Source organism: Pseudomonas defluvii, assembly GCF_001695625.1.
Classification (GTDB): Bacteria; Pseudomonadota; Gammaproteobacteria; order Pseudomonadales; family Pseudomonadaceae; genus Aquipseudomonas; species Aquipseudomonas defluvii.
Window position 1 is genome coordinate 1 of the sequence record NZ_MBPN01000029.1, and the last position, 25,428, is coordinate 25,428.

Below are 25,428 nucleotides of genomic sequence, written 5' to 3' on the forward strand. Positions count from 1 at the left end.
ACTTCGACGACTGAAGTCGACAGCCACGCATAAAAAAACCGGCCACTGGGGCCGGTTTTTTTATGCGTGGCGCTTACAGCTTGCCAGCATTCTCGCTCAGGTAAGCAGCAACGCCTTCTGGCGAAGCGGTCATGCCCTTGTCGCCTTTTTTCCAGTTGGCAGGGCAGACTTCGCCGTGCTCTTCGTGGAATTGCAGGGCGTCGACCAGACGCAGCAGCTCGTCCATGTTACGGCCCAGCGGCAGGTCGTTGACGATTTGCGAACGGACCACACCGTTGGTGTCGATCAGGAACGCGCCACGGAAGGCTACGCCGCCTTCGGACTCAACGTCATAGGCCTTGCAGATCTCGTGGGAGATGTCAGCGGCCAGGGTGTATTTGACCGGGCCGATACCGCCGTTGTTGACGGGGGTATTACGCCAGGCATTGTGGGTGAAATGCGAGTCGATCGAAACACCGATGACTTCGACGTTACGCGCCTGGAAGTCAGGAATACGGTGGTCCAGGGCGATCAGCTCGGACGGGCAGACGAAAGTGAAGTCCAGTGGGTAGAAGAACACCAGGCCGTACTTGCCCTTGATGGCCGAAGCCAGGTTGAAGCTGTCGACGATCTCGCCATTGCCGAGTACGGCTGGAACCGTGAAATCCGGGGCTTTTTTGCCTACGAGCACGCTCATTCGATATCTCCTGATGTAGTGGAATGGTATACACAGCAGGGCACATGGCCCACCTGGCATCGCATGGACTAACCATCATACACCGCCCAACGTGTACCGCCGAATTTAAGGACGGTGACTGACCAGGCTGCCGTCCGTCGCGGCGAACGGGACCGCTCAATAAAGTGCTTTGACAAGCATTCTCATTAACATTAAGATCCTCCGCATTGAGCCTTTAGCCACGATGGTCTCCTCTATGTATGTGTGTCTTTGTGTTGGTGTTACCGACGGACAGATCCGCGATGCAATCTACGACGGCTGCTGTAGCTACCGTGACGTACGCGAAGCGACCAATGTGGGCACTCAGTGCGGCAAATGCGCCTGCCTGGCTAAACAAGTCGTACGCGAAACCCTGACCGAGCTGCAAGTGAGCCAGGCTGCACTGCCTTATCCAGTAGAATTTACTGCAGCATAATTCAGACTTTCCAAGAACCGGACCCAGCGTCCGGTTTTTTTATGCCTGCAATTCAAGTGCTTAGGACTAAGACGCGGAACAAAAACATTCTTATTCCTATTAGTTTCTATTTATTATTCAATAACTTAGGTTTGACAGCAAAAGTTGTCCGGCCCACACTCCAGACCATTGTGCACACCTACAGGGCAGGACCCCATCATGAAAGGCGACGTTAGCGTCATCCAGCATCTCAACAAGATCCTCGGAAACGAGCTGGTCGCAATCAACCAATACTTCCTGCATGCCCGTATGTATGAAGACTGGGGCCTGGATAAGCTCGGCAAGCACGAGTACAAAGAATCCATCGATGAAATGAAACACGCTGACAAACTGATCAAGCGGATTCTGTTCCTCGAAGGCATCCCGAACGTGCAGGACCTTGGCAAACTGTTCATTGGTGAGCACACCAAGGAAATGCTCCAGTGCGACCTGAAAATCGAGCAGACAGGTCTAGCCGATCTCAAGGCCGCGATTGCCCACTGTGAAACGGTTGGCGACTTCGGTAGCCGCGAGCTGCTGGAAGACATCCTCGAAGCCGAGGAAGAGCACATCGACTGGCTGGAAACCCAACTGAGCCTGATCGACAAGGTCGGCCTGGAAAACTACCTGCAGTCGCAGATGGGCGAGTAAGCCCGTCTTTCTTGCAGCCAACAAAAAGCCCCGCAATGCGGGGCTTTTTGTTGGCTGACAAGAATCAGGCTTCGGCAGCCTTGGCCTTGGCAGCCGCTTCCTTGATCAGCGTCTGCAGTTCGCCGTTGGCAAACATCTCGGTCATGATGTCACTGCCGCCGACCAGCTCACCGGCCACCCACAATTGTGGGAAGGTTGGCCAGTTGGCGTACTTCGGCAGGTTGGCGCGAATTTCCGGGTTTTGCAGGATGTCCACGTAAGCGAACTTCTCGCCGCAACCCATTACAGCTTGCGCCGCTTTGGCGGAGAAGCCGCACTGCGGGGCATTGGGCGAGCCTTTCATGTAAAGCAGAATGGTGTTGTTGGCAATCTGCTCTTTGATTGTTTCGATGATATCCATGGAGCACCTCGGCTGAACTTTCCGACGCGGTTGTCGGCACGGTGACGCATTGTATCGGAAAGCCGAGCGTGGCGCTCGGCCTTGCCAACATCCCCCTTAGCCCACCGTCCTGGGGCAAATTTAGCGCAACTGGAGCCGTCCGGAGGGCCACGCTTGAGTGAGCAGATACCTTGCGCCGGATATGCGAATGAGCAGCTAGCCGGTGCGGTTATGCACTCAACAGCGTGAGCAGCGTTTGCCAAGCCGCTGGCAGGCAGTGTAAAACCTTGTGGCGTACACAAAAAAGCTGTTCCCCATTGGGTTATCGCAGATTCGGCAGTGCCGATGTTGCAGCCCCTCTTGGTAAGACGCGACATTTAATTATAGTATTGCGTCTCCCCCTAATTTCGTCGCCACGTGCGGCTTTCGCCGCAGGTCTCACCCGTTTTTCCAAAAACCGGCTTTAGATGATCTGCGGTCTGTTGCAAAAAGGTAGTCAATGATGAACGCAAGGCACTTTCTCTCCCTGATGGACTGCACCCCCGACGAACTGCTCGGTGTGCTCCGTCGTGGCATCGAGCTGAAGGACCTGCGTAACCGAGGCGTGTTGTTCGAACCCCTGAAGAACCGCGTACTGGGGATGATCTTCGAGAAGTCTTCGACCCGCACCCGCCTGTCATTCGAGGCTGGCATGATCCAGCTCGGCGGCCAGGCCATCTTCCTCTCGCCACGCGACACCCAGCTGGGTCGCGGTGAGCCGATCAGCGACTGCGCCATCGTCATGTCGCGCATGCTGGATGCGGTGATGATCCGTACCTTCGCCCACAGCACGCTGACCGAGTTCGCCGCCAATTCGCGGGTACCGGTGATCAACGGCCTGTCCGATGACCTGCACCCTTGCCAACTGCTGGCCGACATGCAGACATTCCTCGAACACCGCGGCTCGATCCAGGGCAAAACCGTGGCCTGGATCGGCGACGGCAACAACATGTGCAACAGCTATATAGAAGCCGCCATCCAGTTCGACTTCCAATTGCGCATCGCCTGCCCGGAAGACTACGAGCCGAACCCTCAATTCGTCGCCCAGGCCGGAGACCGCGTCACCATCGTCCGTGATCCGAAGGAGGCTGTGCGGGGCGCCCATCTGGTGAGCACCGATGTCTGGACTTCCATGGGGCAGGAGGAGGAAACTGCACGGCGTCTGAAGACGTTCGCACCTTACCAGGTAACGCGCGAGCTGCTCGACCTCGCTGCCCCCGATGTGTTGTTCATGCATTGCCTGCCCGCTCACCGCGGCGAGGAAATCAGCATGGACCTTCTCGACGACCCACGCTCGGTCGCCTGGGACCAGGCGGAAAACCGTCTGCACGCACAGAAGGCGCTTCTTGAATTCCTTGTTGAACCGGCTTACCACCACGCATGAGTCAACCTTTACTGCTCAACCTTCGCAACCTGGCCTGTGGGTACCAAGGCCAGCGCGTTGTCCAGAACCTCAACCTGCACCTGAACGCTGGCGATATCGGTTGTTTGCTCGGCTCTTCCGGGTGCGGGAAAACCACCACGCTACGCGCCATTGCCGGCTTTGAGCCCGTGCATGAGGGCGAGATACAGCTGGCCGGCGAAGTCATCTCCAAAGCAGGGTTCACCCTCGCGCCAGAAAAACGCCGAATCGGCATGGTGTTCCAGGACTATGCTCTGTTCCCTCACCTCACCGTGGCGCAGAACATCGCATTTGGCATTGGCAAACACCCACAACAGCAACACGTGGTCGAGGAAATGCTCGAACTGGTCAAGCTCGGTGGCCTTGGCCAACGCTACCCTCATGAGCTTTCTGGTGGCCAACAGCAACGGGTTGCCCTGGCCCGCGCCTTGGCGCCCGAGCCACAACTGCTGCTGCTTGACGAGCCGTTCTCGAACCTTGATGTCGAACTGCGCCGACGCCTCAGCCATGAAGTGCGTGACATTCTAAAGAGCCGTGGTACCAGCGCGATCCTGGTTACCCACGATCAGGAAGAAGCCTTTGCGGTCAGCGACCATGTCGGTGTGTTCAAGGAAGGTCGACTGGAACAGTGGGATACGCCCTACAACCTGTACCATGAGCCCCTGACCCCCTTCGTGGCCAGCTTCATTGGCCAGGGCTACTTCATTCGCGGTCAACTGACCAGCCCGGAGTCGGTACAGACTGAACTCGGCGAGCTCTGCGGAAATCGCGCCTACACCATGGCCATTGGCAGCGCAGTGGATGTACTGCTGCGGCCAGACGATATCGTCTATGCACCTGACAGCGAGCTCAAGGCACGCATTGTCGGCAAGAGCTTCCTCGGCGCGTCCACGCTGTATCGCCTGCAACTGGCAACCGGCAGCCAGCTCGAAGCGATATTCCCCAGCCACATCGACCATTTGCCTGGCAGCGAAGTCGGTATCGTGGTTGCGGCAGACCACCTGGTACTGTTTCCGGCACCCGGCAGCGTTGCCGCACAACTCCAGCCAAGCGACAACGGCGTGCGTCGTTACAGCCCGGCCGCTTGATAGCCAGGGGCGGGCTTGCCCGCCCCACACGCCTTATCGATCCACACAGCTGCTATCAGTCGCGGGCGATCTCGGCAAAGCTTGCCTGCGTGTGGGTCGCCAATACGTCAGCCGCCAACTCAACCTCAAGGCCACGCCGCCCGGCACTGACAAAAATCGTCGGCAGCGGCTGTGCAGATTGATCAATGAACGTGCGCAAGCGCTTCTTCTGCCCCAGCGGGCTGATGCCCCCCAACAGATAACCCGTGGCACGCTGAGCGGCCGCGGGGTCGGCCATCTCGCACTTCTTCACCCCGGCAGCATGGGCCAAGGCCTTGAGGTCCAGGGAACCTGCCACCGGCACCACCGCCACCAGCAACTCGCCCTTTTCACTGCAGGCCAATAGCGTCTTGAACACCCGCGCGGGCTCCAGCCCCAACTTCTCCGCAGCCTCCAGCCCATAAGAAGCCGCTTTGGGGTCATGTTCGTAACTGTGTACGCGATGTTCGGCACGAACCTTTTTCAATAGATCGAGAGCGGGGGTCATGCGGACTCCTGGCAGGCCGTAAAGACAAATTTCGTCGGCTACTTTAGGACAAAACCCACAGAGCAGCTACACAGGGGGCTACATCACGTCCAAGCACAGCCCTTGCAGCGTCCAGCACCATCCTGCAAACCAATAGTCAGATTATGAATGGCCGTTCACTTTCGACCTTTGACATAAGCGTTTCTTGTCTATATTTTTTCGATTTTGAATATAAGCCAACACCCCCAAAGCCCCTTCCAGCAGAAATTGGGGAATTTCTGCCGGAGCATGTCGAGCGCCAAAGCGCCTCACAACAACAAGAACCGAGGTAACGAATGACCATTGCCCAGCAACAACCGACACTTTCCAGCCAGTGCATGGCCGAGTTCCTGGGAACAGCCTTGTTCATATTTTTTGGCACGGGATGCGTTGCAGCGCTCAAGGTCGCCGGCGCCAGCTTCGGATTGTGGGAGATCAGCATCATCTGGGGCGTTGGCGTGAGCATGGCGATCTACCTGACCGCCGGCATCTCCGGCGCTCACCTCAACCCTGCGGTCAGCATTGCCCTGTGCCTGTTCGCAGGTTTTGAAAAACACAAACTGGCGTTCTACATCGTCGCCCAGATCGCCGGTGCTTTCTGCGGCGCTGCGCTGGTGTACACGCTCTACAGCACGCTGTTCTTCGATTACGAACAAACCCATCAGATGCTGCGCGGCACCCAAGGCAGCCTTGAGCTGGCCGCCGTGTTCTCGACCTATCCGCACCCGGCGCTCTCTACCGGCCAGGCTTTCCTGGTTGAGGTGATCATTACCGCCATCCTGATGGCGGTGATCATGGCCCTTACCGACGACAACAACGGCTTGCCACGCGGCGCGCTGGCACCCGTGCTGATCGGCCTGCTGATCGCAGTGATCGGCAGCGCGATGGGCCCGCTGACCGGTTTTGCGATGAACCCCGCACGCGATTTCGGGCCTAAACTGATGACCTACCTTACGGGCTGGGGACCAATCGCCTTCACCGGTGGCCGTGAGGTGCCCTATTTTCTGATCCCGGTAATTGCGCCGATCATAGGGGCAAGCCTTGGTGCCGCCCTGTACCGCGGCGTGTTCGCCCGCAACCTGCCCTCTGCAGCGAACATGACCGTCCAGACCGACGACAACCCTCAGGGCAAGACCCAGGCATCCTGATGCCAAACCAGCGGGCCAACGCCCGCGCTGCCCTGACTCCACCTTATTTAGTGCAAGGCCAACGACATGACAGACACCCATAACAAGAACTACATCATTGCCCTGGACCAGGGCACGACCAGTTCGCGGGCCATCATTTTCGACCGGGACGCCAACGTGGTCGGCACCTCACAGCGCGAGTTCGCACAGCACTACCCCCAGGCTGGCTGGGTCGAGCACGACCCCATGGAGATCTTCGCCACCCAGAGCGCAACCATGGTCGAAGCGCTGGCCCAGGCAGGCCTGAGCCATGATCAAGTGGCGGCCATCGGCATCACCAACCAGCGCGAAACCACCGTGGTCTGGGACAAGGAAACCGGTCGGCCGATCTACAACGCCATCGTCTGGCAGTGCCGACGCAGCACCGAAATTTGCGAACAGCTCAAGCGCGATGGCCTGCAGGACTACATTCGCGAAACCACCGGCCTGGTGACCGACCCCTACTTTTCCGGCACCAAGCTCAAATGGATCCTCGACAATGTCGAGGGTGCCCGCGAGCGCGCCGAAAAAGGCGACCTGTTGTTCGGCACAATCGATACCTGGCTGATCTGGAAGTTCTCCGGCGGCAAGGTTCACGTCACCGACTACACCAACGCCTCGCGCACCCTGCTCTTCAACATCCACACCCTGGCGTGGGACGAGAAGATGCTGCAAGTCCTGGGCATTCCTCGCCAAATGCTGCCTGAGGTTCGCGCCTCCTCCGAGGTATACGGGCACACCAAAAGCGGCATCGCCATTGCGGGTATCGCCGGCGACCAGCAGGCCGCACTGTTCGGCCAGATGTGCGTGGACGCCGGGCAGGCAAAAAACACCTATGGCACCGGCTGCTTCCTGCTGATGAACACCGGAACAAAGGCCGTCACGTCGTCTCACGGCCTGCTCACCACCATCGCCTGCGGCCCTCGCGGCGAAGTGGCTTACGCCCTGGAAGGCGCCGTGTTCAACGGTGGCTCCACCGTACAGTGGCTGCGTGACGAACTGAAAATCATCAATGACGCCCACGACACCGAGTACTTCGCCAGCAAGGTCAAGGACAGCAACGGGGTCTACCTGGTACCAGCGTTCACCGGCCTTGGCGCACCTTACTGGGACCCCTATGCCCGCGGTGCGCTGTTCGGCCTGACCCGAGGGGTCAAGGTTGACCACATTATCCGAGCGGCCCTGGAGTCGATTGCCTACCAGACCCGGGACGTACTCGACGCCATGCAGCAGGATTGCGGCGAACGCCTGAGCGCCCTTCGCGTCGATGGCGGTGCAGTCGCCAACAACTTCCTGATGCAATTCCAGGCCGATATTCTTGGCACCTGCGTTGAACGCCCACAGATGCGCGAAACCACCGCCCTCGGTGCTGCTTACCTCGCCGGCCTGGCATGCGGCTTCTGGAGTAGCCTGGACGAACTGCGCGGCAAAGCGATCATCGAACGCACGTTCACCCCGCAACTGGATGAAGTGCAGAAAGAAAAACTGTATGCCGGCTGGCTGAAAGCCGTAGACCGCACCCGTGACTGGGAACCGCACGACGAGAACTGAAACCACCGCAGTGCCCCTTGAAGGCAGCGCGAAAACGCTGGGCGTCGGCCTTGCCGGCGCCAAGGCCGCAGGTCAATGCAAGGCGTTGTGCCATCCTCCGGGCTGGCCGTAGGAGATTTCCTCCGGCATCATGGAGAAATTTGCACGGCCGCCCAAAGGACAGCCCATGAACCTGCCTCCTCGTCAGCAGCAAATCCTCGAACTGGTCCGCGAACGCGGCTATGTCAGCATTGAGGAAATGGCCCAACTGTTCGTCGTGACGCCGCAAACCATTCGGCGGGACATCAATCAACTGGCCGAAGTCAACCTGCTGCGCCGTTACCATGGCGGCGCAGCCTACGACTCCAGCATCGAAAACACCGCCTACGCGATGCGCGCCGATCAGATGCGCGACGAAAAACAACGCATCGCCGAAGCCGTCGCAGCGCATATTCCCGACCATGCTTCGCTGTTCATCAACATTGGTACCACCACCGAGTCCATTGCGCGCGCGCTGCTCAATCACAACCACCTGAAAATCATCACCAACAACCTTCACGTGGCCTCGATTCTGAGTGCAAAAGACGATTTCGAAGTACTGCTGGCCGGTGGCAACGTACGCCGCGACGGCGGTGTGGTCGGCCAAGCCAGTGTCGACTTCATCAACCAGTTCAAGGTCGACTTCGCCCTGGTTGGCATCAGCGGCATCGATGAAGATGGCAGCCTGTTGGACTTCGACTACCAGGAAGTGCGTGTATCCCAGGCCATCATTGCCAATGCACGGCAGGTCATCCTTGCGGCCGACTCCAGCAAGTTCGGGCGCAACGCGATGGTACGCCTGGGATCAATCAGCCTGGTGGACTGCCTGGTCACCGATCAGCAGCCCGTCGCCGCACTGACTCAGTTGCTCAACCAACAGAAGATCCGCCTGGAAGTCGTCTAGCCCCTCCCCTCACGGCTGCCGCCAGCGACAGCCGCCCATCATGTTCGTTATTTTTCATTTAGACCTATAGATCAGCATTTTCTATCAAGTCCGGCTAGCGGCGGCTATGCCATTGCGCTAATATTTTCGAAAATGAACATCAATGTTCACATTCAAATTCAGGAGCCGCCCGTGTCCCTCTCCCGCCAAGCGCCCACTACCCTCAATGAAACCTATGACATCGCCGTGATCGGCGGCGGTATCAATGGTGCAGGGATTGCCGCAGATGCAGCGGGGCGCGGGCTGTCCGTTTTGCTTTGCGAAAAAGACGACCTGGCCAGCCATACCTCGTCTGCCAGCAGCAAGTTGATCCATGGTGGCCTGCGCTATCTGGAGCACTATGAGTTTCGCTTGGTACGTGAAGCATTGGCAGAACGCGAAGTACTGCTGGCCAAGGCCCCGCACATCGTCAAGCCGATGCGTTTCGTACTGCCTCACCGCCCTCACCTGCGCCCGGCCTGGATGATTCGCGCGGGCCTGTTCCTCTACGACCACCTGGGTAAACGCAAACGACTCGGTGCATCGCGCAGCCTGCGCTTCGGCCCGGGTAGCCCGCTGAAGCCGGTGATCACCCGTGGTTTCGAGTATGCCGACTGTGCAGTAGACGACGCCCGCCTGGTGGTACTCAACGCCATGGCAGCGAGGGAAAACGGCGCGCACATCCTGACCCATACCCGCTGCCTCGGCGCTCATCGCGTCAACGGCCTGTGGCGTGTACAAATCGAGCGCGCCGACGGCACCCAACAGACGATCCAGGCCAGGGCACTGGTCAATGCCGCAGGCCCTTGGGTTGCCACGTTCATCAAGGATGACCTGAAGCTCGATACCTCCTACGGGATTCGCCTGATCCAGGGCAGCCACCTGATTGTGCCGAAGCTGTACGAAGGCGAGCACGCCTACATCCTGCAGAATGAAGACCAGCGCATTGTGTTTGCCATTCCGTATCTGGAGCGCTTCACCCTGATTGGCACGACAGACCGCGAGTACAATGGCGATCCCGACAAGGTGGTCATCACCGAGGAGGAAACCGACTACATGCTCAAGGTGGTCAATGACCACTTCAAACACCCGTTAAGCCGTGCCGATATCGTCAACAGTTACTCTGGTGTTCGTCCTCTGTGCAATGACGAGTCGGACAATCCATCGGCCATCACGCGCGATTACACCCTGTCCCTTTCAGCCGAGGCTGAACAAGCGCCTTTGTTGTCGGTGTTTGGCGGCAAACTGACCACTTACCGCAAGCTCGCCGAGTCGGCCATGCGTGAGCTGGCGCCATTCTTCACGCAAATGAAAGGCAGTTGGACTGCCACAGCCCCACTGCCGGGCGGCGAAGACATGAGCACACCCAAGGCGCTGAGCGAGAGCATCCAAGCCCGATACAACTGGCTGCCAGGTGCCATCGCTCAACGCTGGGCATTGACCTATGGCAGCCGTGTCTGGCGCCTGCTCGAAGGCGTCCAGGGCCCCGAAGACCTGGGCGAAGCCATGGGTGGAGGATTGTTCGCCCGCGAGGTGGATTACCTGTGCAGCGAAGAGTGGGCTACCAGCGCCGAGGATATTCTCTGGCGGCGAACCAAGCTTGGGCTGTTCACCAGCCCAGCCGAGCAAGAGAAACTAAAGCAGTACCTGCTCCGCGTCGCACTGAACCGCAGCAAGTCCGAAGCGGCCTGAGCCGTTTGACTCACAGGTGACAGCGCATAAAAAATCCGACACCAGAATCTGGTATCGGATTTCCGAGAGGCCCGCTCACGCTCATGTGCCGAACCAAACGGCACTAAGCCTGAGCGGAACTTTTCGCCCGGGTGAGACGAACCTAAACGGTTACGTTCGCCCGACTCAGGTCAAGCCTTTCGCCAGCCGTGTCCATGCTCGGCATCTTCGTCGTCATCATCACCGCCGTTGCTGGATTCAACGAAATACTGCTTCATTGCTGTGCTCATGATGCACTCCTTGTAAGTTCTCTGGCTCCGTTGCCAGCAAGGTCATACTGCTTTCTCGGCATTACCGGGAGCAGCAGGCAATGTTTCCGGGCGCCCGCCGTTTGCGGGATCAACCGCTCTCAACAACCCCGCCCTCTGGAAATCAACACCTGCACACGTACGTTTGCCACCCTAAAAGCGTTCGGCCTTCCGAACGCGCCACATGACGATGTTCGGCAAGCCGTACGAATAAGCGCCATCAAAAACCGAAAAATCAAATTAATATTCAATAAAATCATAGCGTTACAATAGATTCCGGGGCTTGGCACGACTCATGCTCTACACTCAGTACCCGAATGCGCAAACCGCTTGATTGCAGTGTTCGCTGAACGAATGAGCCCAGCAAAGGCTCCATAAAAAAAACAACGTCGAGGAAATTTTGATGCGTATCGTTCCCCACCTGTTGGGCGCCGCTATCGCGGCCGCTTTGATCAGCACGCCAGTATTTGCCGCCGATCTGACCGGCACGCTGAAGAAAATCAAGGAATCGGGCACCATTACCCTGGGGCACCGCGACGCTTCCATTCCGTTCTCCTACATCGCTGACGCATCGGGCAAACCGGTCGGTTATGCACACGACATCCAGCTGGCAATCGTCGAGGCCCTCAAGAAGGACCTGGACGCACCAAACCTTCAGGTCAAATACAACCTGGTGACCTCGCAAACCCGTATTCCGCTGGTGCAGAACGGCACAGTGGACGTCGAGTGCGGTTCGACCACCAACAACGTCGAACGCCAGCAACAGGTCGACTTCTCGGTCGGCATCTTCGAGATCGGCACCCGCCTGCTGACGAAAAAGGATTCCAAGTACAAGGACTTCCCGGACCTGGCCGGCAAGAACGTGGTCACCACCGCCGGCACCACCTCTGAGCGCATTCTCAAGGCGATGAACGCCGATAAGCAGATGAAGATGAACGTCATCTCGGCCAAGGACCACGGTGAGTCCTTCCAGATGCTCGAGTCCGGTCGTGCCGTTGCCTTCATGATGGATGACGCCCTGCTCGCTGGCGAAATGGCCAAGGCCAAGAAGCCAACCGACTGGGAAGTGACCGGCACCCCGCAGTCCTATGAGATCTACGGTTGCATGGTGCGCAAAGGCGATGCGCCCTTCAAGAAAGCCGTCGATGACGCGATCGTTGCACTCTACAAATCAGGCGAGATCAACAAGATCTACGATAAATGGTTCCAGCAGCCAATTCCGCCAAAAGGCCTGAACCTGATGTTCCCGATGAGCGACGAGCTCAAGGCGCTGATCGCCAACCCCACTGACAAAGCTGCAGACGAAAAGAAGTCCTGATCCCAGGCAGTGACTAACCTTTCATCCGAGGGCGCCCTGTGCGCACTCGGATGCTCGAAGGTGCCCGTGAAACAACTGATCTGAGGGGAGACCCCGATGAATTACAACTGGGACTGGGGCGTTTTTTTCAAGTCCACCGGCGTGGGCAGCGAGATCTATCTCGACTGGTTCATCTCCGGGCTAGGCTGGACCGTCGGCATTGCCGCTGCCGCCTGGATCATCGCGCTGTTGCTGGGTTCGGTACTCGGCGTCATGCGCACCGTCCCGAACCGTCTGGTATCGGGTATTGCCACGGCCTACGTGGAACTTTTTCGTAACGTACCGCTGCTGGTGCAACTGTTCATCTGGTACTTCCTGATACCGGACATGCTGCCCGAAGGCCTGCAAGAGTGGTACAAGCAAGACCTCAATCCGACCACCTCGGCCTTCATCAGCGTGGTGATCTGCCTGGGTCTGTTTACGGCTGCACGGGTCTGCGAGCAAGTCCGTACCGGCATCCAGGCGCTGCCACGAGGCCAGGAGTCCGCCGCGCGCGCCATGGGCTTCAGCCTGCCGCAGATCTACTGGAACGTACTGCTGCCGCAAGCGTATCGGATCATCATTCCGCCGCTCACCTCGGAATTCCTGAACGTGTTCAAGAACTCCTCGGTAGCCTCGCTGATCGGCCTGATGGAATTGCTGGCACAAACCAAGCAGACCGCCGAGTTCTCCGCAAACCTGTTTGAAGCCTTCACCCTGGCCACCCTGATCTACTTCACCCTGAACATGAGCCTGATGCTGCTCATGCGTCTGATCGAGAAGAAAGTCGCCGTGCCTGGCCTGATCTCCGTGGGAGGTAAATGATGGACTTCAGTGGAATCATTCCCGCCCTGCCGGCCCTCTGGAACGGCATGCTGATGACCCTGCAACTCATGGTCCTGGGGGTCATTGGCGGCATTGCCCTGGGTACCGTGCTGGCGCTGATGCGCTTGTCCTCCAACAAGCTGCTGGCCAATCTCGCTGGCGCCTACGTCAACTACTTCCGCTCCATTCCGCTGCTGCTGGTCATCACCTGGTTCTACCTGGCGGTACCGTTCGTGCTGCGCTGGATTACCGGCGAAGACACCCCCGTCGGGGCGTTCACCTCGTGCCTGATCGCGTTCATGATGTTCGAGGCGGCGTACTTCTGTGAGATCGTCCGTGCCGGTGTGCAGTCGATCGCCAAAGGCCAGATGGGCGCGGCTCAGGCACTGGGCATGACCTACGGTCAAACCATGCGCCTGATCATCCTGCCCCAGGCCTTTCGCAAGATGACCCCGCTGCTGCTGCAGCAGAGCATTATCCTGTTTCAAGACACCTCGCTGGTCTACACCGTCGGCCTGGTAGATTTCCTCAACTCCGCACGCGCCAGCGGCGACATCATCGGGCAAGCCAACGAGTTTCTGGTGTTCGCCGGTGCCGTGTACTTCGTTATCAGCTTCTCCGCCTCCTTCCTGGTCAAGCGTCTGCAGAAAAGGTTAACCGTATGATCTCTATCAAGAACGTCAACAAGTGGTACGGCGACTTCCAGGTACTGACCGACTGCAGCACCGAAGTCAAAAAGGGCGAAGTGGTCGTGGTCTGCGGCCCGTCGGGCTCGGGTAAATCGACCCTGATCAAATGCGTCAACGCACTGGAGCCATTCCAGAAAGGCGACATCATTGTCGACGGCACCTCGATTGCCGATCCGAAGACCAACCTGCCGAAATTGCGCTCGCGGGTGGGCATGGTGTTCCAGCATTTCGAGCTGTTTCCCCACTTGACCATCACCGAGAACCTGACCATTGCCCAGCGCAAGGTGCTAGGCCGCAGTGAAGCCGAAGCGACCAAGAAAGGCCTGGCCTTGCTGGACCGCGTTGGCCTCAGTGCCCATGCGAAAAAGCACCCGGGGCAACTCTCCGGCGGTCAACAGCAGCGTGTGGCAATCGCCCGCGCGCTGTCGATGGACCCGATCGTCATGCTGTTCGACGAACCGACCTCGGCACTGGACCCTGAGATGGTCAACGAAGTACTGGACGTCATGGTTGAACTGGCAAACGAAGGCATGACCATGATGTGCGTGACCCACGAAATGGGGTTCGCTCGCAAGGTCGCCAACCGGGTGATTTTCATGGACCAGGGCCGGATCATCGAGGACTGCCAGAAAGAGGAGTTCTTCGGTAATACCGATGCGCGCCATGAGCGCACACAGCACTTCCTCAGCAAGATCCTGCAACACTAATGCACCACTGCCGCCTGTCCGGTGTTCACCGGGCAGGCGGCGCTGGTCGTACCAAGGCCACTGTGATGAAATGCGACACTACGCTCTTTCGCCCAGCCAAGCCTGCACTTGCCGTGAAACCCCGTCTGATCCGTCACCTGTTTCTGCCACCACTGATCCTCCTGCTGATGATCGGCCTGGGTGTGGCCGGCTTTCTGATCAGCGAACACAACGGCATACGCACCTTGAGCGAAACAGGCGAACGCCAGCTTGAGCTGCATGCGCGAGCGGTCGAGAGCGAAATCAGCAAGTACACCTACCTGCCAAGCTTGCTGGAGTTGGAGCAGAGTGTCTCAAGCCTGCTGAACGAAACGGATGGCGAACATCGCCAGGCCGTCAATGAATACCTCGAGGGCCTGAACCGACGTAGCCGCAGCCGGGCGATCTATGTCCTGGATACCAGCGGCCGGGTACAGGCCACGAGCAACTGGCGCGATGTCGACAGCTACCTGGGCGAAGACCTGTCCTTCCGTGCCTACTTCCAGGATGCCGTGCGCGGCCAGCCTGGACGTTTCTATGGCATTGGCAGCACCACGGGCGAACCCGGCTATTACCTGGCACACGGCCTGGAAGAGCATGGCAAGATCATTGGCGTTGCGGTCATCAAGGTGCGCCTTGAAGCCCTCGAAGAACGCTGGCAACGGGCACGTCTGGAAGCCTTCGTCAGCGATGAGAATGGCATCATCATCCTCTCCAGCGACCCTGCGCGGCGTCTGAAGTCAGTACGACCACTGACACCGGAAACCAAGGAGCGCCTGGCACGCAGCCTGCAATACTACTGGTGGCCACTCAACGAACTGCAGCCGCTGTCGCGCGAGAAACTGGGCGACGGCGTGGAGAAGCTGAGTTTCCCGGCCAATGCCGAGCTCGGTGACAGCCACCATGAAGTCGCCTACCTGGCCCAGACTCGCCGCCTGAGTGATACCCCCTGGCACTTTACCCTGCTGACACCACTGCAGGACCTGCGCCGCGAGTCGATCGTTCAGGGGGTACTGGCGGCCGTGGCCTTCGCACTGCTGGCCATCCTCCTGATTGCCTGGAACGAGCGGCGTAAAGTGATCGCCACGCGCTTGGCCGCCAGAGAAGCCCTGGAAGAAGCCAATAGCCAACTGGAGCGCAAGATCGCCGAAAGAACAGCCGATCTGCGCGCCAGTAATGAACGCCTCAAGGGCCAGATCCGTGAACGGCGCCATGCCGAGCAGACACTGCGCCATGCTCAGGACGAACTGGTTCAGGCTGGCAAGTTGGCGGCCATCGGCCAGATGTCTACCAGCATCGCTCATGAACTCAACCAGCCGCTGGCAGCATTACGCACACTGTCCGGCAACACCGTTCGCTTCCTCGAACGCGGCGCGCTGGAAACGGCCAGTACCAACCTGCTGACCATGAACGACCTGATCGATCGCATGGGCCGCATCACCGCCAGCCTGCGCTCATTTGCACGACGTGGTGATGACGGCGGCCAAGCCTCCTTGAGCAACGCGGTGGAGGCCAGCCTGCAGGTACTCGGCAACCGTATCGCGAGCAGCCAGTTGCAGGTGCACAACGCGTTCGACGGTCAGCAACTGGCCATCGACCAGACGCGGCTGGAGCAAATTCTGGTCAACCTGATCGGCAACGCCCTCGATGCCATGGCCGCGCAGCCCCAACCACAGCTATGGCTGGAAGGCGAACTGCTGAACGACAAGTACCGTCTGCGTGTACGCGATAATGGTCATGGCATTGACGATGAAACACGTAAGCACCTGTTTGAACCCTTTTTCACCACCAAACCCGGAGAGCACGGCCTGGGCCTGGGCCTGACCTTGTCCGCCAGCCTTGCCGCCGCTGCCGGCGGCAGCCTGAGTGTCGAACATCCCGCCAGTGGCGGTACCGCGTTCATCCTCAGCCTGCCCCTGGTGTCCGCCGCCTCAGAACCTGCCGAGTCCTTATGAACCAAGCGCCACTTACCGTCCTGATCGTCGAAGATGACCCGCATGTGTTGCTCGGCTGCCAGCAGGCATTGGCACTGGAGGACATCGCCAGTGAGGGTGTCGGCAGCGCTGAAGAAGCGCTGCAGCGGATCGGCGATGACTTCGCTGGAATCGTCGTCAGTGACATTCGCCTGCCTGGCATCGACGGCCTGGAGTTGCTCAGTCGACTCAAAGCCCGCGACCCTAGCCTGCCGGTGGTACTGATCACAGGTCACGGCGACATCAATATGGCGGTGGGCGCCATGCGCAATGGCGCCTATGACTTCATGGAAAAGCCCTTCTCGCCAGAACGTTTGGTCGACGTGGTGCGTCGCGCCCTCGAACAGCGTGGCCTGGCCCGCGAAGTGTTTGCCCTGCGTCGTCAGCTGGCCGAGCAAAGCACCCTGGAAGGCCGGATCATCGGCCGCTCGCCGGCCATGCAGGAGCTACGTGAGCTGATTGCCAACGTCGCCGACACCTCGGCCAACGTGCTGATCGAAGGTGAAACAGGTACCGGCAAGGAATTGGTGGCGCGCTGCCTGCACGACTTCAGCCGACGCCAGGGTCAACCGTTCGTTGCACTCAATTGCGGTGGCCTGCCAGAGAACCTGTTTGAAAGCGAAATCTTCGGCCATGAGGCCAATGCCTTCACCGGGGCCGGCAAACGCCGGATCGGCAAGATCGAACACGCCAATGGTGGAACGCTGTTCCTCGATGAAGTCGAAAGCATGCCGATCAACCTGCAGATCAAACTGCTGCGAGTCCTTCAGGAACGCACCCTGGAGCGCTTGGGCTCGAACCAGAGCATCGCGGTCGACTGCCGGGTAATTGCCGCCACCAAAGCCGACCTCGACGCCCTCGGCCAATCCGGCCAGTTCCGCAGCGACCTGTACTACCGCTTGAACGTGGTGACGCTGGAACTCCCACCGCTGCGCGAGCGCCGTGAAGATATCCTGCAGTTGTTCGAGCACTTCCTGCTGCTGGCATCATTGCGCTTTGATCGCGAAGTACCAGCGCTCGACAGCCAGACCCTGTCACGCCTGATGGCGCACGATTGGCCGGGCAATGTCCGCGAACTGCGCAACGTTGCAGAGCGCTATGCCTTGGGCCTGCCGGCATTCAAAAAAGCCGGTTCCAGCCCTGCGCAGGGCCTGGGTTTTTCCGAAGCCGTCGAAGCCTTTGAACGCAACCTGCTCAGCGACGCCCTGCAACGCACCGGTGGCAACCTCAGCCAGGCCAGCCAGGAATTGGGCATGGCCAAAACCACGCTGTTCGACAAGGTCAAGAAATACGGCCTGGGCTGATGCCCGGGCGTGATGCCACTGGATAGAGAATCAACGTGGACCTGCTACTCAAAGCCTGCCTCGGCGCTGCTGTCGTGGTGATACTCGCGGCCCTGGCCAAAACCCGCAACTACTACATCGCCGGGCTCGTCCCGCTGTTCCCCACCTTCGCCCTGATCGCCCACTACATTGTTGGCAAGGGCCGCTCCGTGGACGACCTGAAGACCACCATCCTGTTTGGCATGTGGTCGATCATCCCCTACTTCGTCTACCTCGCCGCACTCTACCTGCTGGTAGACCGCCTGCGCCTTGAAGCCTCACTGGCCCTGGCCGCTGTCGCCTGGCTGATCGCTGCAACGGTACTGGTAAGCGTCTGGGTACGCTTTCACTAAAGCTGAGCCCAGTGGCTGAGGTCTTCGCGATGCTGACGCAGGTAAGGCAATACGGCCTCAAGCAAAGGCGCCTTGAACGGCTCCTGAAAGCGGTGCGCCAAGCCGGGAATCAAGCGTAACTGGCTGCCCTGAATATGCGCAGCCAAGTGCACACCATGCATCACCGGCAACAGCGGATCAGCCGTGCCATGCACCACCAGTGCCGGCAGCCGCAAACGGTTGAGCAGTTCGACACGGCTGGGTTCGGCTAGGATTGCCATGATCTGCCGCTTGACCCCATCAGGGTTGAACGCACGGTCGTAGGATGCCGCGGCCTGTTGCAACAACACCTGCCGGTCGTCCATCACCTGCGGGCTGCCCAAGGCGGCAAGCAGGTCAGCTTGCTGCTCAATGGCTGCATCCCGGTTCGGTGCTCCACGCCGAGCCAGTTGCTCCACCAGTGCCGGGTTCGGCGCAGGCAACCCGGAAGCGCCGGAACTGGACATGATCAGCGTCAGGCTTTCTACCCGCTGCGGCGCGAGGTCAGCCAGGTGTTGAGCGATCATCCCGCCCATGCTCACACCCAGAACATGAAAGCGCCTGACCTGCAACGCGTCCATCAACCCCAGGCCATCTTCGGCCATGTCCGTCAGGGTATAAGGCGCCGACACCGGCAGCCCGACTTTGTAGCGCAGTACTTCGTAGGTCAGGTTGGCGCTGACCGGTGGTTGATTCCAGGCCGACAACCCAACGTCGCGGTTGTCGTAGCGAATGACCCGAAAGCCTTGCTCGCACAGCGCAGCCACCACCTCATCCGGCCAATGGATAAGTTGCCCGCCCAGGCCCATGACCAACAACAGCGCAGGGTCGGAGCGACGCCCGATACTTTGATAAGCCAGGCTGACCTGCGCCAGTTCGACCCGCTCAGTTGGCACGTTGACGTCACAGCGTGACGCGGCGAACGCAGGTGCACCGCACAGCAGTGCGACAAAAAAGAAAAATGCCCGCATGACAGAAACACCAGAATGCAAATCCCCAGTAGAGCGCGAGTCTGATGACTTTCATTCGGGCGCGCTGCCACAAAACAGTGACCGTTTCATGACAATCGCCAAATGGTCAGACCTGCGGCGAACGCCGCAGGCCCATTGCCTTATGCAAGCTGGCTGCGCAACTGCCGTGCCGCCGCCACCATGTTCACCAAGGCTGCTTCGGTCTCCGGCCAGGCACGCGTCTTCAGGCCGCAATCCGGGTTCACCCAGAGGCGCTCGGCCGGAATAAGCGTGGCGGCCTTGCTGATGAGCTTGACCATCTCGGCGGTGTCCGGCACTCGTGGTGAGTGAATGTCATAGACACCAGGGCCAATGTCATTGGGGTAGTCGAACGCTTCAAAGGCCTCCAACAGCTCCATGTCCGAGCGCGATGTCTCAATGGTGATGACATCGGCGTCCATTGCCGCAATCGCCTCAATCACATCATTGAACTCGCTGTAGCACATGTGGGTATGAATCTGGGTATCGTCACGCACCCCGCTGGAACACAGCCGGAAGGCCTCCACCGCCCAGTCCAGATAGTCCTGCCATTGAGCCTGGCGCAACGGCAAACCCTCACGGAAAGCCGCCTCGTCGATCTGAACGATCTTGATGCCGGCCTTTTCCAGATCCTGCACTTCATCACGAATCGCCAACGCCAGTTGCTGCGCCTGAACCTTGCGCGAGACATCTTCACGCGGGAAGGACCACATCAACATCGTGACCGGGCCTGTCAGCATGCCTTTCATGACCTTGTCGGTCTGACGCTGAGCGTACGCGATCCAGGCCACCGTCATGGCTTGCGGCCGGCTCAGGTCGCCGTAAATGATCGCCGGTTTGACGCAACGCGAACCATAGCTCTGCACCCAGCCGAAACGGGTGAATACATAGCCATCCAGTTGCTCGGCAAAATACTCGACCATGTCGTTACGTTCGGCTTCACCATGCACCAGCACATCCAGCCCCAGGCGCTCTTGCACCTTTACCGCATGACGAATTTCGCTGTGCATGGCATCGGTGTAGTCGCTGGCCGACAGCTTGCCTTGCTTATAGGCCTGACGTGCCAGACGAATCGCCGACGTCTGCGGGAACGAGCCAATGGTGGTGGTCGGGAAGGCAGGCAACTTCAATCGCTGCCGCTGCGCTTCGATACGCTGGGCGAAAGGTGACTGACGCTGACTGTCGCGAGCACTCACCGCAGCAACCCGCGCCTGAACCTGCGGCTTGTGAATACGTGACGATTGCGCCCGGCTGTGTTTTACCGCGCGGCTGCTGCTCAAGGCGGCCTGCACGTCAGCGGCCTGCAGGTTGTTCAGCGCCTTGGCCAATACAGAAATCTCACTGCATTTCTGTACGGCAAACGCCAACCAGCCTTTCAATTCGGCATCGAGCTTGTCCTCACGCGCCAGGTCCACCGGGCTGTGCAACAGTGAGCAGGAGCCGGCGACCCAGAGGTTGCTGCCAAAGCGCTGACGCGCCTGCTGCAGTTGCTCCAGCGCCTGGTCCAGGTCGCAACGCCATACGTTACGGCCATTGACCACGCCCAACGACAGCACCTTGTAGCTCGGCAGACGATCGAGCACTGCCGGGAGTTGCTCCGGCGCACGTACCAGGTCGACATGCAGGCCATCCACCGGCAGGCTGACGGCCAACCCCAGATTGTCTTCCAGAGCACCGAAGTACGTCGCAACCAGCTTTTTCAGAGGGGAATACTGAAGAATGTGATAAGCCCGCTCAAAGGCACTCTTCCACGCCTGCGGCAGATCCAGGCACAGGATTGGCTCATCGATCTGCACCCACTCCACGCCTTGTCGAGCCAGGCGGCTGAGAATCTCACCGTACACGGGCAGCAGTCGCTCAAGCAGGTCGAGCTTGTCGAAGCCCTCACCCTTGGCCTTGCCCAACCACAAGTAGGTCAGCGGGCCGATCAGCACCGGCTTGACCGCATGGCCCAGCGCTTGCGCTTCAGCGACCTCATCGAACAATTGTTCCCAACTGAGCAGGAAACGCTGATCGGCACTGAACTCCGGCACCAGGTAGTGATAATTGGTATCGAACCACTTGGTCAGTTCCTGAGCGTATTGGGCCTGCCCCTGCGAACTAGTGCAGCAGGTCGCTGCACCACGCGCCATGGCAAACACGGTATCGAGGGTTGGCAGACCGTCATCGCCCCTGGTCGCGGCAAAGCGCTCAGGAATGGCGCCGAAGGCTACCGAGTGCGCCAGTACCTGGTCGTACCAGGCGAAGTCACCGACCGGCAGCAGTTCGATACCCGCCTCTTTCTGAACCTGCCAATGGCGTGCGCGCAACTCACGGCCTACCGCCAACAGCCCTGCCTGATCCAGGTCGCCCTTCCAATAGGCCTCCAGGGCTTTTTTCAATTCACGGTCAGCGCCGATGCGCGGAAAACCAAGGTTGTGGGCCAGTGCCATGACAAAACGTGCTCCCTGTAAAAGATGACGCTATTGTCGACAGCCGAGGCAACTTGAGACAAACTCAATAAATTCGTGTTCATCTCAAAGTTTACTCATGGAGCCTTCCGGTGCTTGAAATTCGTCACCTGAAAACCCTGCACGCCTTGCGCGAGGCCGACAGCCTGGTAGAGGCAGCAGAACGCCTGCACCTGACCCAATCGGCGCTGTCGCATCAATTCAAGGAGCTGGAAGAGCGCCTGGGTATGCAACTGTTCATGCGCAAGACCAAACCCCTGCGCTTCACCAGTGCCGGCCTGCGCCTGCTGCAGTTGGCCGACGCCACCCTGCCCTTGCTGCGCAGCGCCGAGCGCGATATTGCGCGTTTGGCCGGTGGTACTGCAGGGCGCCTGCATATGGCCATCGAATGCCATAGCTGCTTTCAGTGGCTGATGCCGACCATCGACCAGTTCCGCGATGCCTGGCCGGAGGTCGAACTTGACCTGGCCTCGGGTTTCGCCTTTGCACCGCTGCCCGCACTGGCACGTGGCGACCTGGACCTGGTGGTGACCTCCGACCCATTGGAGTTGGCCGGGATTACCTATGTTCCGCTGTTCACTTACGAGGCCATGCTGGCCGTCGCCAATCAGCACCCTCTTGCGGGCAAGAGCTATGTCGTACCCGAAGACCTGTCCAGCGAAACCCTGATTACCTACCCGGTGGAGCGCGACCGCCTGGATATCTTCACCCGCTTTCTGGAGCCGGCCGACATTGAGCCCGCACAGGTGCGTACCGCGGAGCTGACGGTGATGATGATGCAGTTGGTCGCGAGCGGCCGCGGCGTCTGCGGCATGCCACATTGGGCGCTGCACGAGTACAGCTCACGTGGTTATGTGAAGGGCAAGCGTCTGGGCGAGAAAGGCCTGTTCGCCACGCTGTACGCGGCGGTGCGTACCGATATGCTCGACGCCCCGTACATGCGCGACTTCCTGCTGACGGCCAAGGACACCTCCTTCTCCACGCTCGACGGCGTCAGCGCGGTGCGTTGAAGGATCAGGCTGGAGCGTGCGTCAACGTTCTGTAGAGCGGCAGAATCCAGTCTCGGGTCAAGGGGGCCAGTTCAAGGTTCAGGGTCGCGTTTGCATCGACCCAGACGGCCTCCTCGATCTCTGCTGCGGGCTCGACACTGGCGTCGGTATGAACCTGGAACAGTTCTGCCTGCACCTCAAACTCAGGCTCGTTGGCCGCTGGCGCGCTGAATACGCCAAGGTAGCCTGCTTTCAAGGGGTCGATCTGCAAGCCCAGTTCCTCGTGCAGCTCACGGACCAGGGCAGCGACAGGTTGCTCATGGGCTTCAATCTTGCCGCCGGGCTGCATGAAAGCCTGCGTGCCACGCTTGCGCACAAGAAGGGTTTGACCCTGCGGGTCGATCAACAGGGCAGCGGCAATGCGAATGATCTTGGTCATGGTCGGCTCTTCACGGAGAACGCGCAATGATACACGCAAGATCTCTGAACACAGACCTCACCGGGAGACCCTGGGCTGGCGTTTGAATCCTGAACCGGGCTATGGTCCAGGATTGCCCAGGCCCTGAGCCTGACCGAGCCATCGCAAGGACCCCGTATGAGCCTGTCACTTCTCAGTCGCTACGCCTTTTTTGTCTGTTGTGTACTGTTCACCCTCGCCAGCCTGCCGTTTCTTGAAAACGACTGGCTTTGGCCCTTCACCCTGACCACAGGCGTACTTAGCCTGATTGGCCTGGTTGATTTACTGCAGAATCGCCACGCCGTCAGGCGCAATTACCCGATTTTGGGCAACATCCGCTACCTGGTCGAAGGTATTCGACCGGAAATCCGCCAGTACCTGCTGGAAGCTGACAGTGATGCCCTACCCTTCTCGCGCGCGCAGCGCTCACTGGTTTATGCACGAGCCAAGAACGAGGCCTCGGACAAGCCCTTTGGCACGCTGATCGATGTCTATCAATCGGGCTTTGAGTTCATTGGCCACTCCATGCGCCCGGCGCCACTGAGCGACCCGAACAGCTTTCGAGTCATGGTCGGCGGCCCGCAATGCACACAGCCGTATTCAGCCTCGGTCTTCAACATCTCGGCCATGAGCTTTGGCGCACTCAGCGCCAATGCCATTCGTGCGCTGAACCAGGGCGCCAAACTCGGCAACTTCGCCCACGATACTGGCGAGGGCAGCATCAGCCCTTACCACCGCGAGCATGGCGGCGACCTGACCTGGGAACTGGGCAGCGGCTACTTCGGTTGCCGCACGGCGGAGGGTCGCTTCGACCCTGAGCGTTTTGCGGAACAGGCGCGCAACCCGCAAATACGGATGATCGAAATCAAGATGAGCCAAGGGGCCAAGCCCGGCCACGGTGGCATTCTGCCCAAGCACAAGGTCACCCGTGAAATCGCCGAAACCCGCGGCGTAGCCAAGGGTGAAGACTGCATCTCACCGTCACGACACAGTGCCTTCTCGACCCCGATCGAGCTGATGCAGTTCATCGCTCAATTGCGCGAACTCTCCGGCGGCAAGCCAGTAGGCTTCAAATTCTGCCTGGGCCACCCGTGGGAGTTCATGGGTATTGCCAAGGCCATGCTGGAAACCGGCATTCTCCCGGATTTTATCGTCATCGACGGCAAAGAAGGCGGCACGGGCGCGGCGCCCGTGGAGTTCACCGACCATATCGGCGTGCCGATGCGTGAAGGCCTGCTGTTCGTACACAACACACTGGTCGGGCTGAACCTGCGCGACAAAATCAAACTGGGGGCCAGCGGCAAAATCGTCAGTGCCTTCGACATTGCCAGTGTCCTGGCCATTGGTGCCGACTGGGCCAACTCGGCGCGCGGCTTCATGTTCGCCATCGGCTGCATCCAGTCGCAAAGCTGCCACACCAACAAGTGTCCAACCGGTGTCGCAACCCAGGACCCACTGCGCCAGCGCGCCTTGGTGGTACCCGACAAAGCCCAGCGGGTGTTTCACTTCCACCGCAACACCCTCAAGGCCCTGGCCGAAATGCTCGCGGCAGCTGGCCTGGATCACCCTTCACAGCTGCAGGCCAAACACCTGGTACGGCGCATGTCCGCGACCGAAATCAAACTGTTCTCGCAACTGCACGTGTTCCTCAAGCCCGGTGAACTGCTGACAGGCGAAGTCAGCGGCGAGTTCTACCAGCGTATGTGGCGCATGGCCCGGGCTGACAGTTTTGAGGCGCACACAGACGTAGCCTGATTCAACGGAAAAAACCGGCCCAGCTTGCTGTGGGATGCCGGGGCTTCGGCGGGGTGTCAGAGCCTTCGCGGAGTCTGCATCGCGGGCAAGCCCGGCTCCTACAGGTTACGCGGGGTCTGTTGGAGCTGGCTTGCCTGCGATGGCGGCGGCGCGGTGTCAGCGCCTTCGCGGCGCCTGCATCGCGGGCAAGACCCGCTCCCACAGCTGGCGCGGACGCTGTTGGAACTGGCTTGCCTGCGATGGTGTCGGTGGGGTGTCCGTGAGTTCGCGGTGGCTGCATCGCGGGCAAGCCCGGCTCCTACAGCTGGCGCGGGCTCTGTTGGAGCTGGCTTGCCTGCGATGGTGTCGGTGGGGTGCCCGTGAGTTCGCGGCGCCTGCATCGCGGGCAAGCCCGGCTCCTACAGGTTACGTGTGCTCTGTTGGAGCTGGCTTGCCTGCGATGGTGTCGGTGGGGTGTCAGTGGGTTCGCGCCGTTTGTATCGCGGGCAAGCCCGGCTCCTACAGGTTACGCGGGCTCTGTTGGAGCTGGCTTGCCTGCGATGGCGTCGGTGGGGTGTCCGTGAGTTCGCGGTGGCTGCATCGCGGGCAAGACCCGCTCCTACAGCTGGCGCGGGCTCTGTTGGAGCTGGCTTGCCTGCGATGGCGTCGGTGGGGTGCCTG

The 25,428-nt window shown here is 59.6% G+C and carries 23 protein-coding genes; 17 read left to right on the top strand and 6 right to left on the bottom strand.

Translation table 11 applies throughout. The features are described 5' to 3' along the window. Nucleotides 1-73: 73 nt before the first annotated feature. Nucleotides 74-676 (bottom strand): peroxiredoxin, encoded by a 603-nt coding sequence (locus EKA13_RS10460; RefSeq protein ID WP_065759316.1) that lies wholly within the window; start codon nucleotides 674-676, stop codon nucleotides 74-76. A gap of 235 nt (nucleotides 677-911) precedes the next feature. Between EKA13_RS10460 and EKA13_RS10465 the strand changes: the two genes are divergently transcribed. Together EKA13_RS10465 and bfr are read left to right on the top strand one after the other, a co-directional pair. After that, nucleotides 912-1,130, top strand: a complete 219-nt coding sequence (locus EKA13_RS10465) for a bacterioferritin-associated ferredoxin (protein ID WP_065759317.1) — start codon at nucleotides 912-914, stop codon at nucleotides 1,128-1,130. Nucleotides 1,131-1,328: 198 nt separating this feature from the next. Beyond that, nucleotides 1,329-1,799: a bacterioferritin gene (bfr, locus tag EKA13_RS10470; RefSeq protein WP_065759318.1), complete on the top strand. Its 471-nt coding sequence runs from the start codon at nucleotides 1,329-1,331 to the stop codon at nucleotides 1,797-1,799. 64 nt (nucleotides 1,800-1,863) lie between these two features. Here the strand turns inward: bfr and grxD are convergent, their stop codons facing one another. Next, nucleotides 1,864-2,199 (bottom strand): Grx4 family monothiol glutaredoxin, encoded by a 336-nt coding sequence (gene grxD / locus EKA13_RS10475; protein ID WP_065759319.1) that lies wholly within the window; start codon nucleotides 2,197-2,199, stop codon nucleotides 1,864-1,866. Nucleotides 2,200-2,680: 481 nt separating this feature from the next. On the opposite strand from grxD, the gene argF reads away from it, so the two are divergent. Beyond that, nucleotides 2,681-3,601 carry an ornithine carbamoyltransferase gene (argF, locus tag EKA13_RS10480; protein WP_065759320.1) on the top strand — a complete coding sequence of 307 codons (921 nt, stop codon included), beginning with the start codon at nucleotides 2,681-2,683 and terminating at the stop codon, nucleotides 3,599-3,601. Beyond that, the gene (locus EKA13_RS10485) at nucleotides 3,598-4,707 is read left to right on the top strand and encodes an ABC transporter ATP-binding protein (RefSeq protein ID WP_065759321.1); all 1,110 of its coding nucleotides are present in this window, start codon (nucleotides 3,598-3,600) and stop codon (nucleotides 4,705-4,707) included. Before argF ends, EKA13_RS10485 begins: the two co-directional genes overlap by 4 nt. A 55-nt stretch (nucleotides 4,708-4,762) precedes the next feature. On the opposite strand, the gene ybaK is transcribed toward EKA13_RS10485, so the two are convergent. After that, on the bottom strand, nucleotides 4,763-5,233 hold the full coding sequence (gene ybaK / locus EKA13_RS10490) for a Cys-tRNA(Pro) deacylase (protein ID WP_065759322.1): 471 nt from the start codon (nucleotides 5,231-5,233) through the stop codon (nucleotides 4,763-4,765). A 314-nt stretch (nucleotides 5,234-5,547) separates the two neighbouring features. Here ybaK and EKA13_RS10495 point away from each other — a divergent pair, with 314 nt between their 5' ends. From EKA13_RS10495 to EKA13_RS10545, 11 genes are all read left to right on the top strand, one after another. After that, on the top strand, nucleotides 5,548-6,399 hold the full coding sequence (locus EKA13_RS10495) for an MIP/aquaporin family protein (protein ID WP_065759323.1): 852 nt from the start codon (nucleotides 5,548-5,550) through the stop codon (nucleotides 6,397-6,399). A 66-nt stretch (nucleotides 6,400-6,465) separates the two neighbouring features. Further along, nucleotides 6,466-7,968, top strand: coding sequence for a glycerol kinase GlpK (gene glpK, locus EKA13_RS10500; protein ID WP_065759324.1), 1,503 nt, complete (start codon nucleotides 6,466-6,468; stop codon nucleotides 7,966-7,968). A gap of 166 nt (nucleotides 7,969-8,134) precedes the next feature. Further along, nucleotides 8,135-8,890, top strand: coding sequence for a DeoR/GlpR family transcriptional regulator (locus tag EKA13_RS10505; protein ID WP_065759325.1), 756 nt, complete (start codon nucleotides 8,135-8,137; stop codon nucleotides 8,888-8,890). A gap of 132 nt (nucleotides 8,891-9,022) precedes the next feature. Continuing rightward, nucleotides 9,023-10,600 carry a glycerol-3-phosphate dehydrogenase gene (glpD, locus tag EKA13_RS10510; RefSeq protein WP_100250132.1) on the top strand — a complete coding sequence of 526 codons (1,578 nt, stop codon included), beginning with the start codon at nucleotides 9,023-9,025 and terminating at the stop codon, nucleotides 10,598-10,600. 690 nt (nucleotides 10,601-11,290) lie between these two features. After that, nucleotides 11,291-12,205 carry a glutamate/aspartate ABC transporter substrate-binding protein gene (locus tag EKA13_RS10515; protein ID WP_065759327.1) on the top strand — a complete coding sequence of 305 codons (915 nt, stop codon included), beginning with the start codon at nucleotides 11,291-11,293 and terminating at the stop codon, nucleotides 12,203-12,205. Nucleotides 12,206-12,301: 96 nt separating this feature from the next. Further along, nucleotides 12,302-13,048, top strand: a complete 747-nt coding sequence (locus EKA13_RS10520; protein ID WP_065759328.1) for an amino acid ABC transporter permease — start codon at nucleotides 12,302-12,304, stop codon at nucleotides 13,046-13,048. Beyond that, the gene (locus EKA13_RS10525) at nucleotides 13,045-13,713 is read left to right on the top strand and encodes an amino acid ABC transporter permease (RefSeq protein ID WP_065759329.1); all 669 of its coding nucleotides are present in this window, start codon (nucleotides 13,045-13,047) and stop codon (nucleotides 13,711-13,713) included. The genes EKA13_RS10520 and EKA13_RS10525 overlap by 4 nt, the downstream gene beginning before the upstream one ends. Then, nucleotides 13,710-14,444 (top strand): amino acid ABC transporter ATP-binding protein, encoded by a 735-nt coding sequence (locus tag EKA13_RS10530; protein WP_065759330.1) that lies wholly within the window; start codon nucleotides 13,710-13,712, stop codon nucleotides 14,442-14,444. The genes EKA13_RS10525 and EKA13_RS10530 overlap by 4 nt, the downstream gene beginning before the upstream one ends. A 65-nt stretch (nucleotides 14,445-14,509) precedes the next feature. Beyond that, complete coding sequence (gene aauS, locus EKA13_RS10535) at nucleotides 14,510-16,417, top strand: two-component sensor histidine kinase AauS (protein WP_065759362.1); 1,908 nt, start codon at nucleotides 14,510-14,512, stop codon at nucleotides 16,415-16,417. Further along, nucleotides 16,414-17,739 (top strand): two-component response regulator AauR, encoded by a 1,326-nt coding sequence (gene aauR, locus EKA13_RS10540; RefSeq protein WP_065759331.1) that lies wholly within the window; start codon nucleotides 16,414-16,416, stop codon nucleotides 17,737-17,739. The genes aauS and aauR overlap by 4 nt, the downstream gene beginning before the upstream one ends. 35 nt (nucleotides 17,740-17,774) lie before the next feature. Further along, nucleotides 17,775-18,110, top strand: a complete 336-nt coding sequence (locus EKA13_RS10545) for a GlpM family protein (RefSeq protein ID WP_065759332.1) — start codon at nucleotides 17,775-17,777, stop codon at nucleotides 18,108-18,110. Here the strand turns inward: EKA13_RS10545 and EKA13_RS10550 are convergent. Together EKA13_RS10550 and metE are read right to left on the bottom strand one after the other, a co-directional pair. Then, nucleotides 18,107-19,099 (bottom strand): alpha/beta fold hydrolase, encoded by a 993-nt coding sequence (locus EKA13_RS10550; RefSeq protein ID WP_065759333.1) that lies wholly within the window; start codon nucleotides 19,097-19,099, stop codon nucleotides 18,107-18,109. The genes EKA13_RS10545 and EKA13_RS10550 overlap by 4 nt on opposite strands. 140 nt (nucleotides 19,100-19,239) lie before the next feature. Beyond that, nucleotides 19,240-21,549 carry a 5-methyltetrahydropteroyltriglutamate--homocysteine S-methyltransferase gene (gene metE, locus EKA13_RS10555; RefSeq protein ID WP_065759334.1) on the bottom strand — a complete coding sequence of 770 codons (2,310 nt, stop codon included), beginning with the start codon at nucleotides 21,547-21,549 and terminating at the stop codon, nucleotides 19,240-19,242. 110 nt (nucleotides 21,550-21,659) lie between these two features. Here metE and metR point away from each other — a divergent pair, with 110 nt between their 5' ends. Then, nucleotides 21,660-22,577, top strand: a complete 918-nt coding sequence (gene metR, locus EKA13_RS10560) for a transcriptional regulator MetR (protein ID WP_065759335.1) — start codon at nucleotides 21,660-21,662, stop codon at nucleotides 22,575-22,577. Nucleotides 22,578-22,581: 4 nt separating this feature from the next. On the opposite strand, the gene EKA13_RS10565 is transcribed toward metR, so the two are convergent. Further along, a complete protein-coding gene (locus EKA13_RS10565; protein WP_065759336.1) occupies nucleotides 22,582-22,995 on the bottom strand; it encodes an NUDIX hydrolase in 414 nt (137 codons plus the stop codon). 156 nt (nucleotides 22,996-23,151) lie between these two features. Between EKA13_RS10565 and EKA13_RS10570 the strand changes: the two genes are divergently transcribed. Then, nucleotides 23,152-24,768 carry an FMN-binding glutamate synthase family protein gene (locus EKA13_RS10570; RefSeq protein ID WP_065759337.1) on the top strand — a complete coding sequence of 539 codons (1,617 nt, stop codon included), beginning with the start codon at nucleotides 23,152-23,154 and terminating at the stop codon, nucleotides 24,766-24,768. The last annotated feature ends 660 nt before the right edge of the window (nucleotides 24,769-25,428 follow it).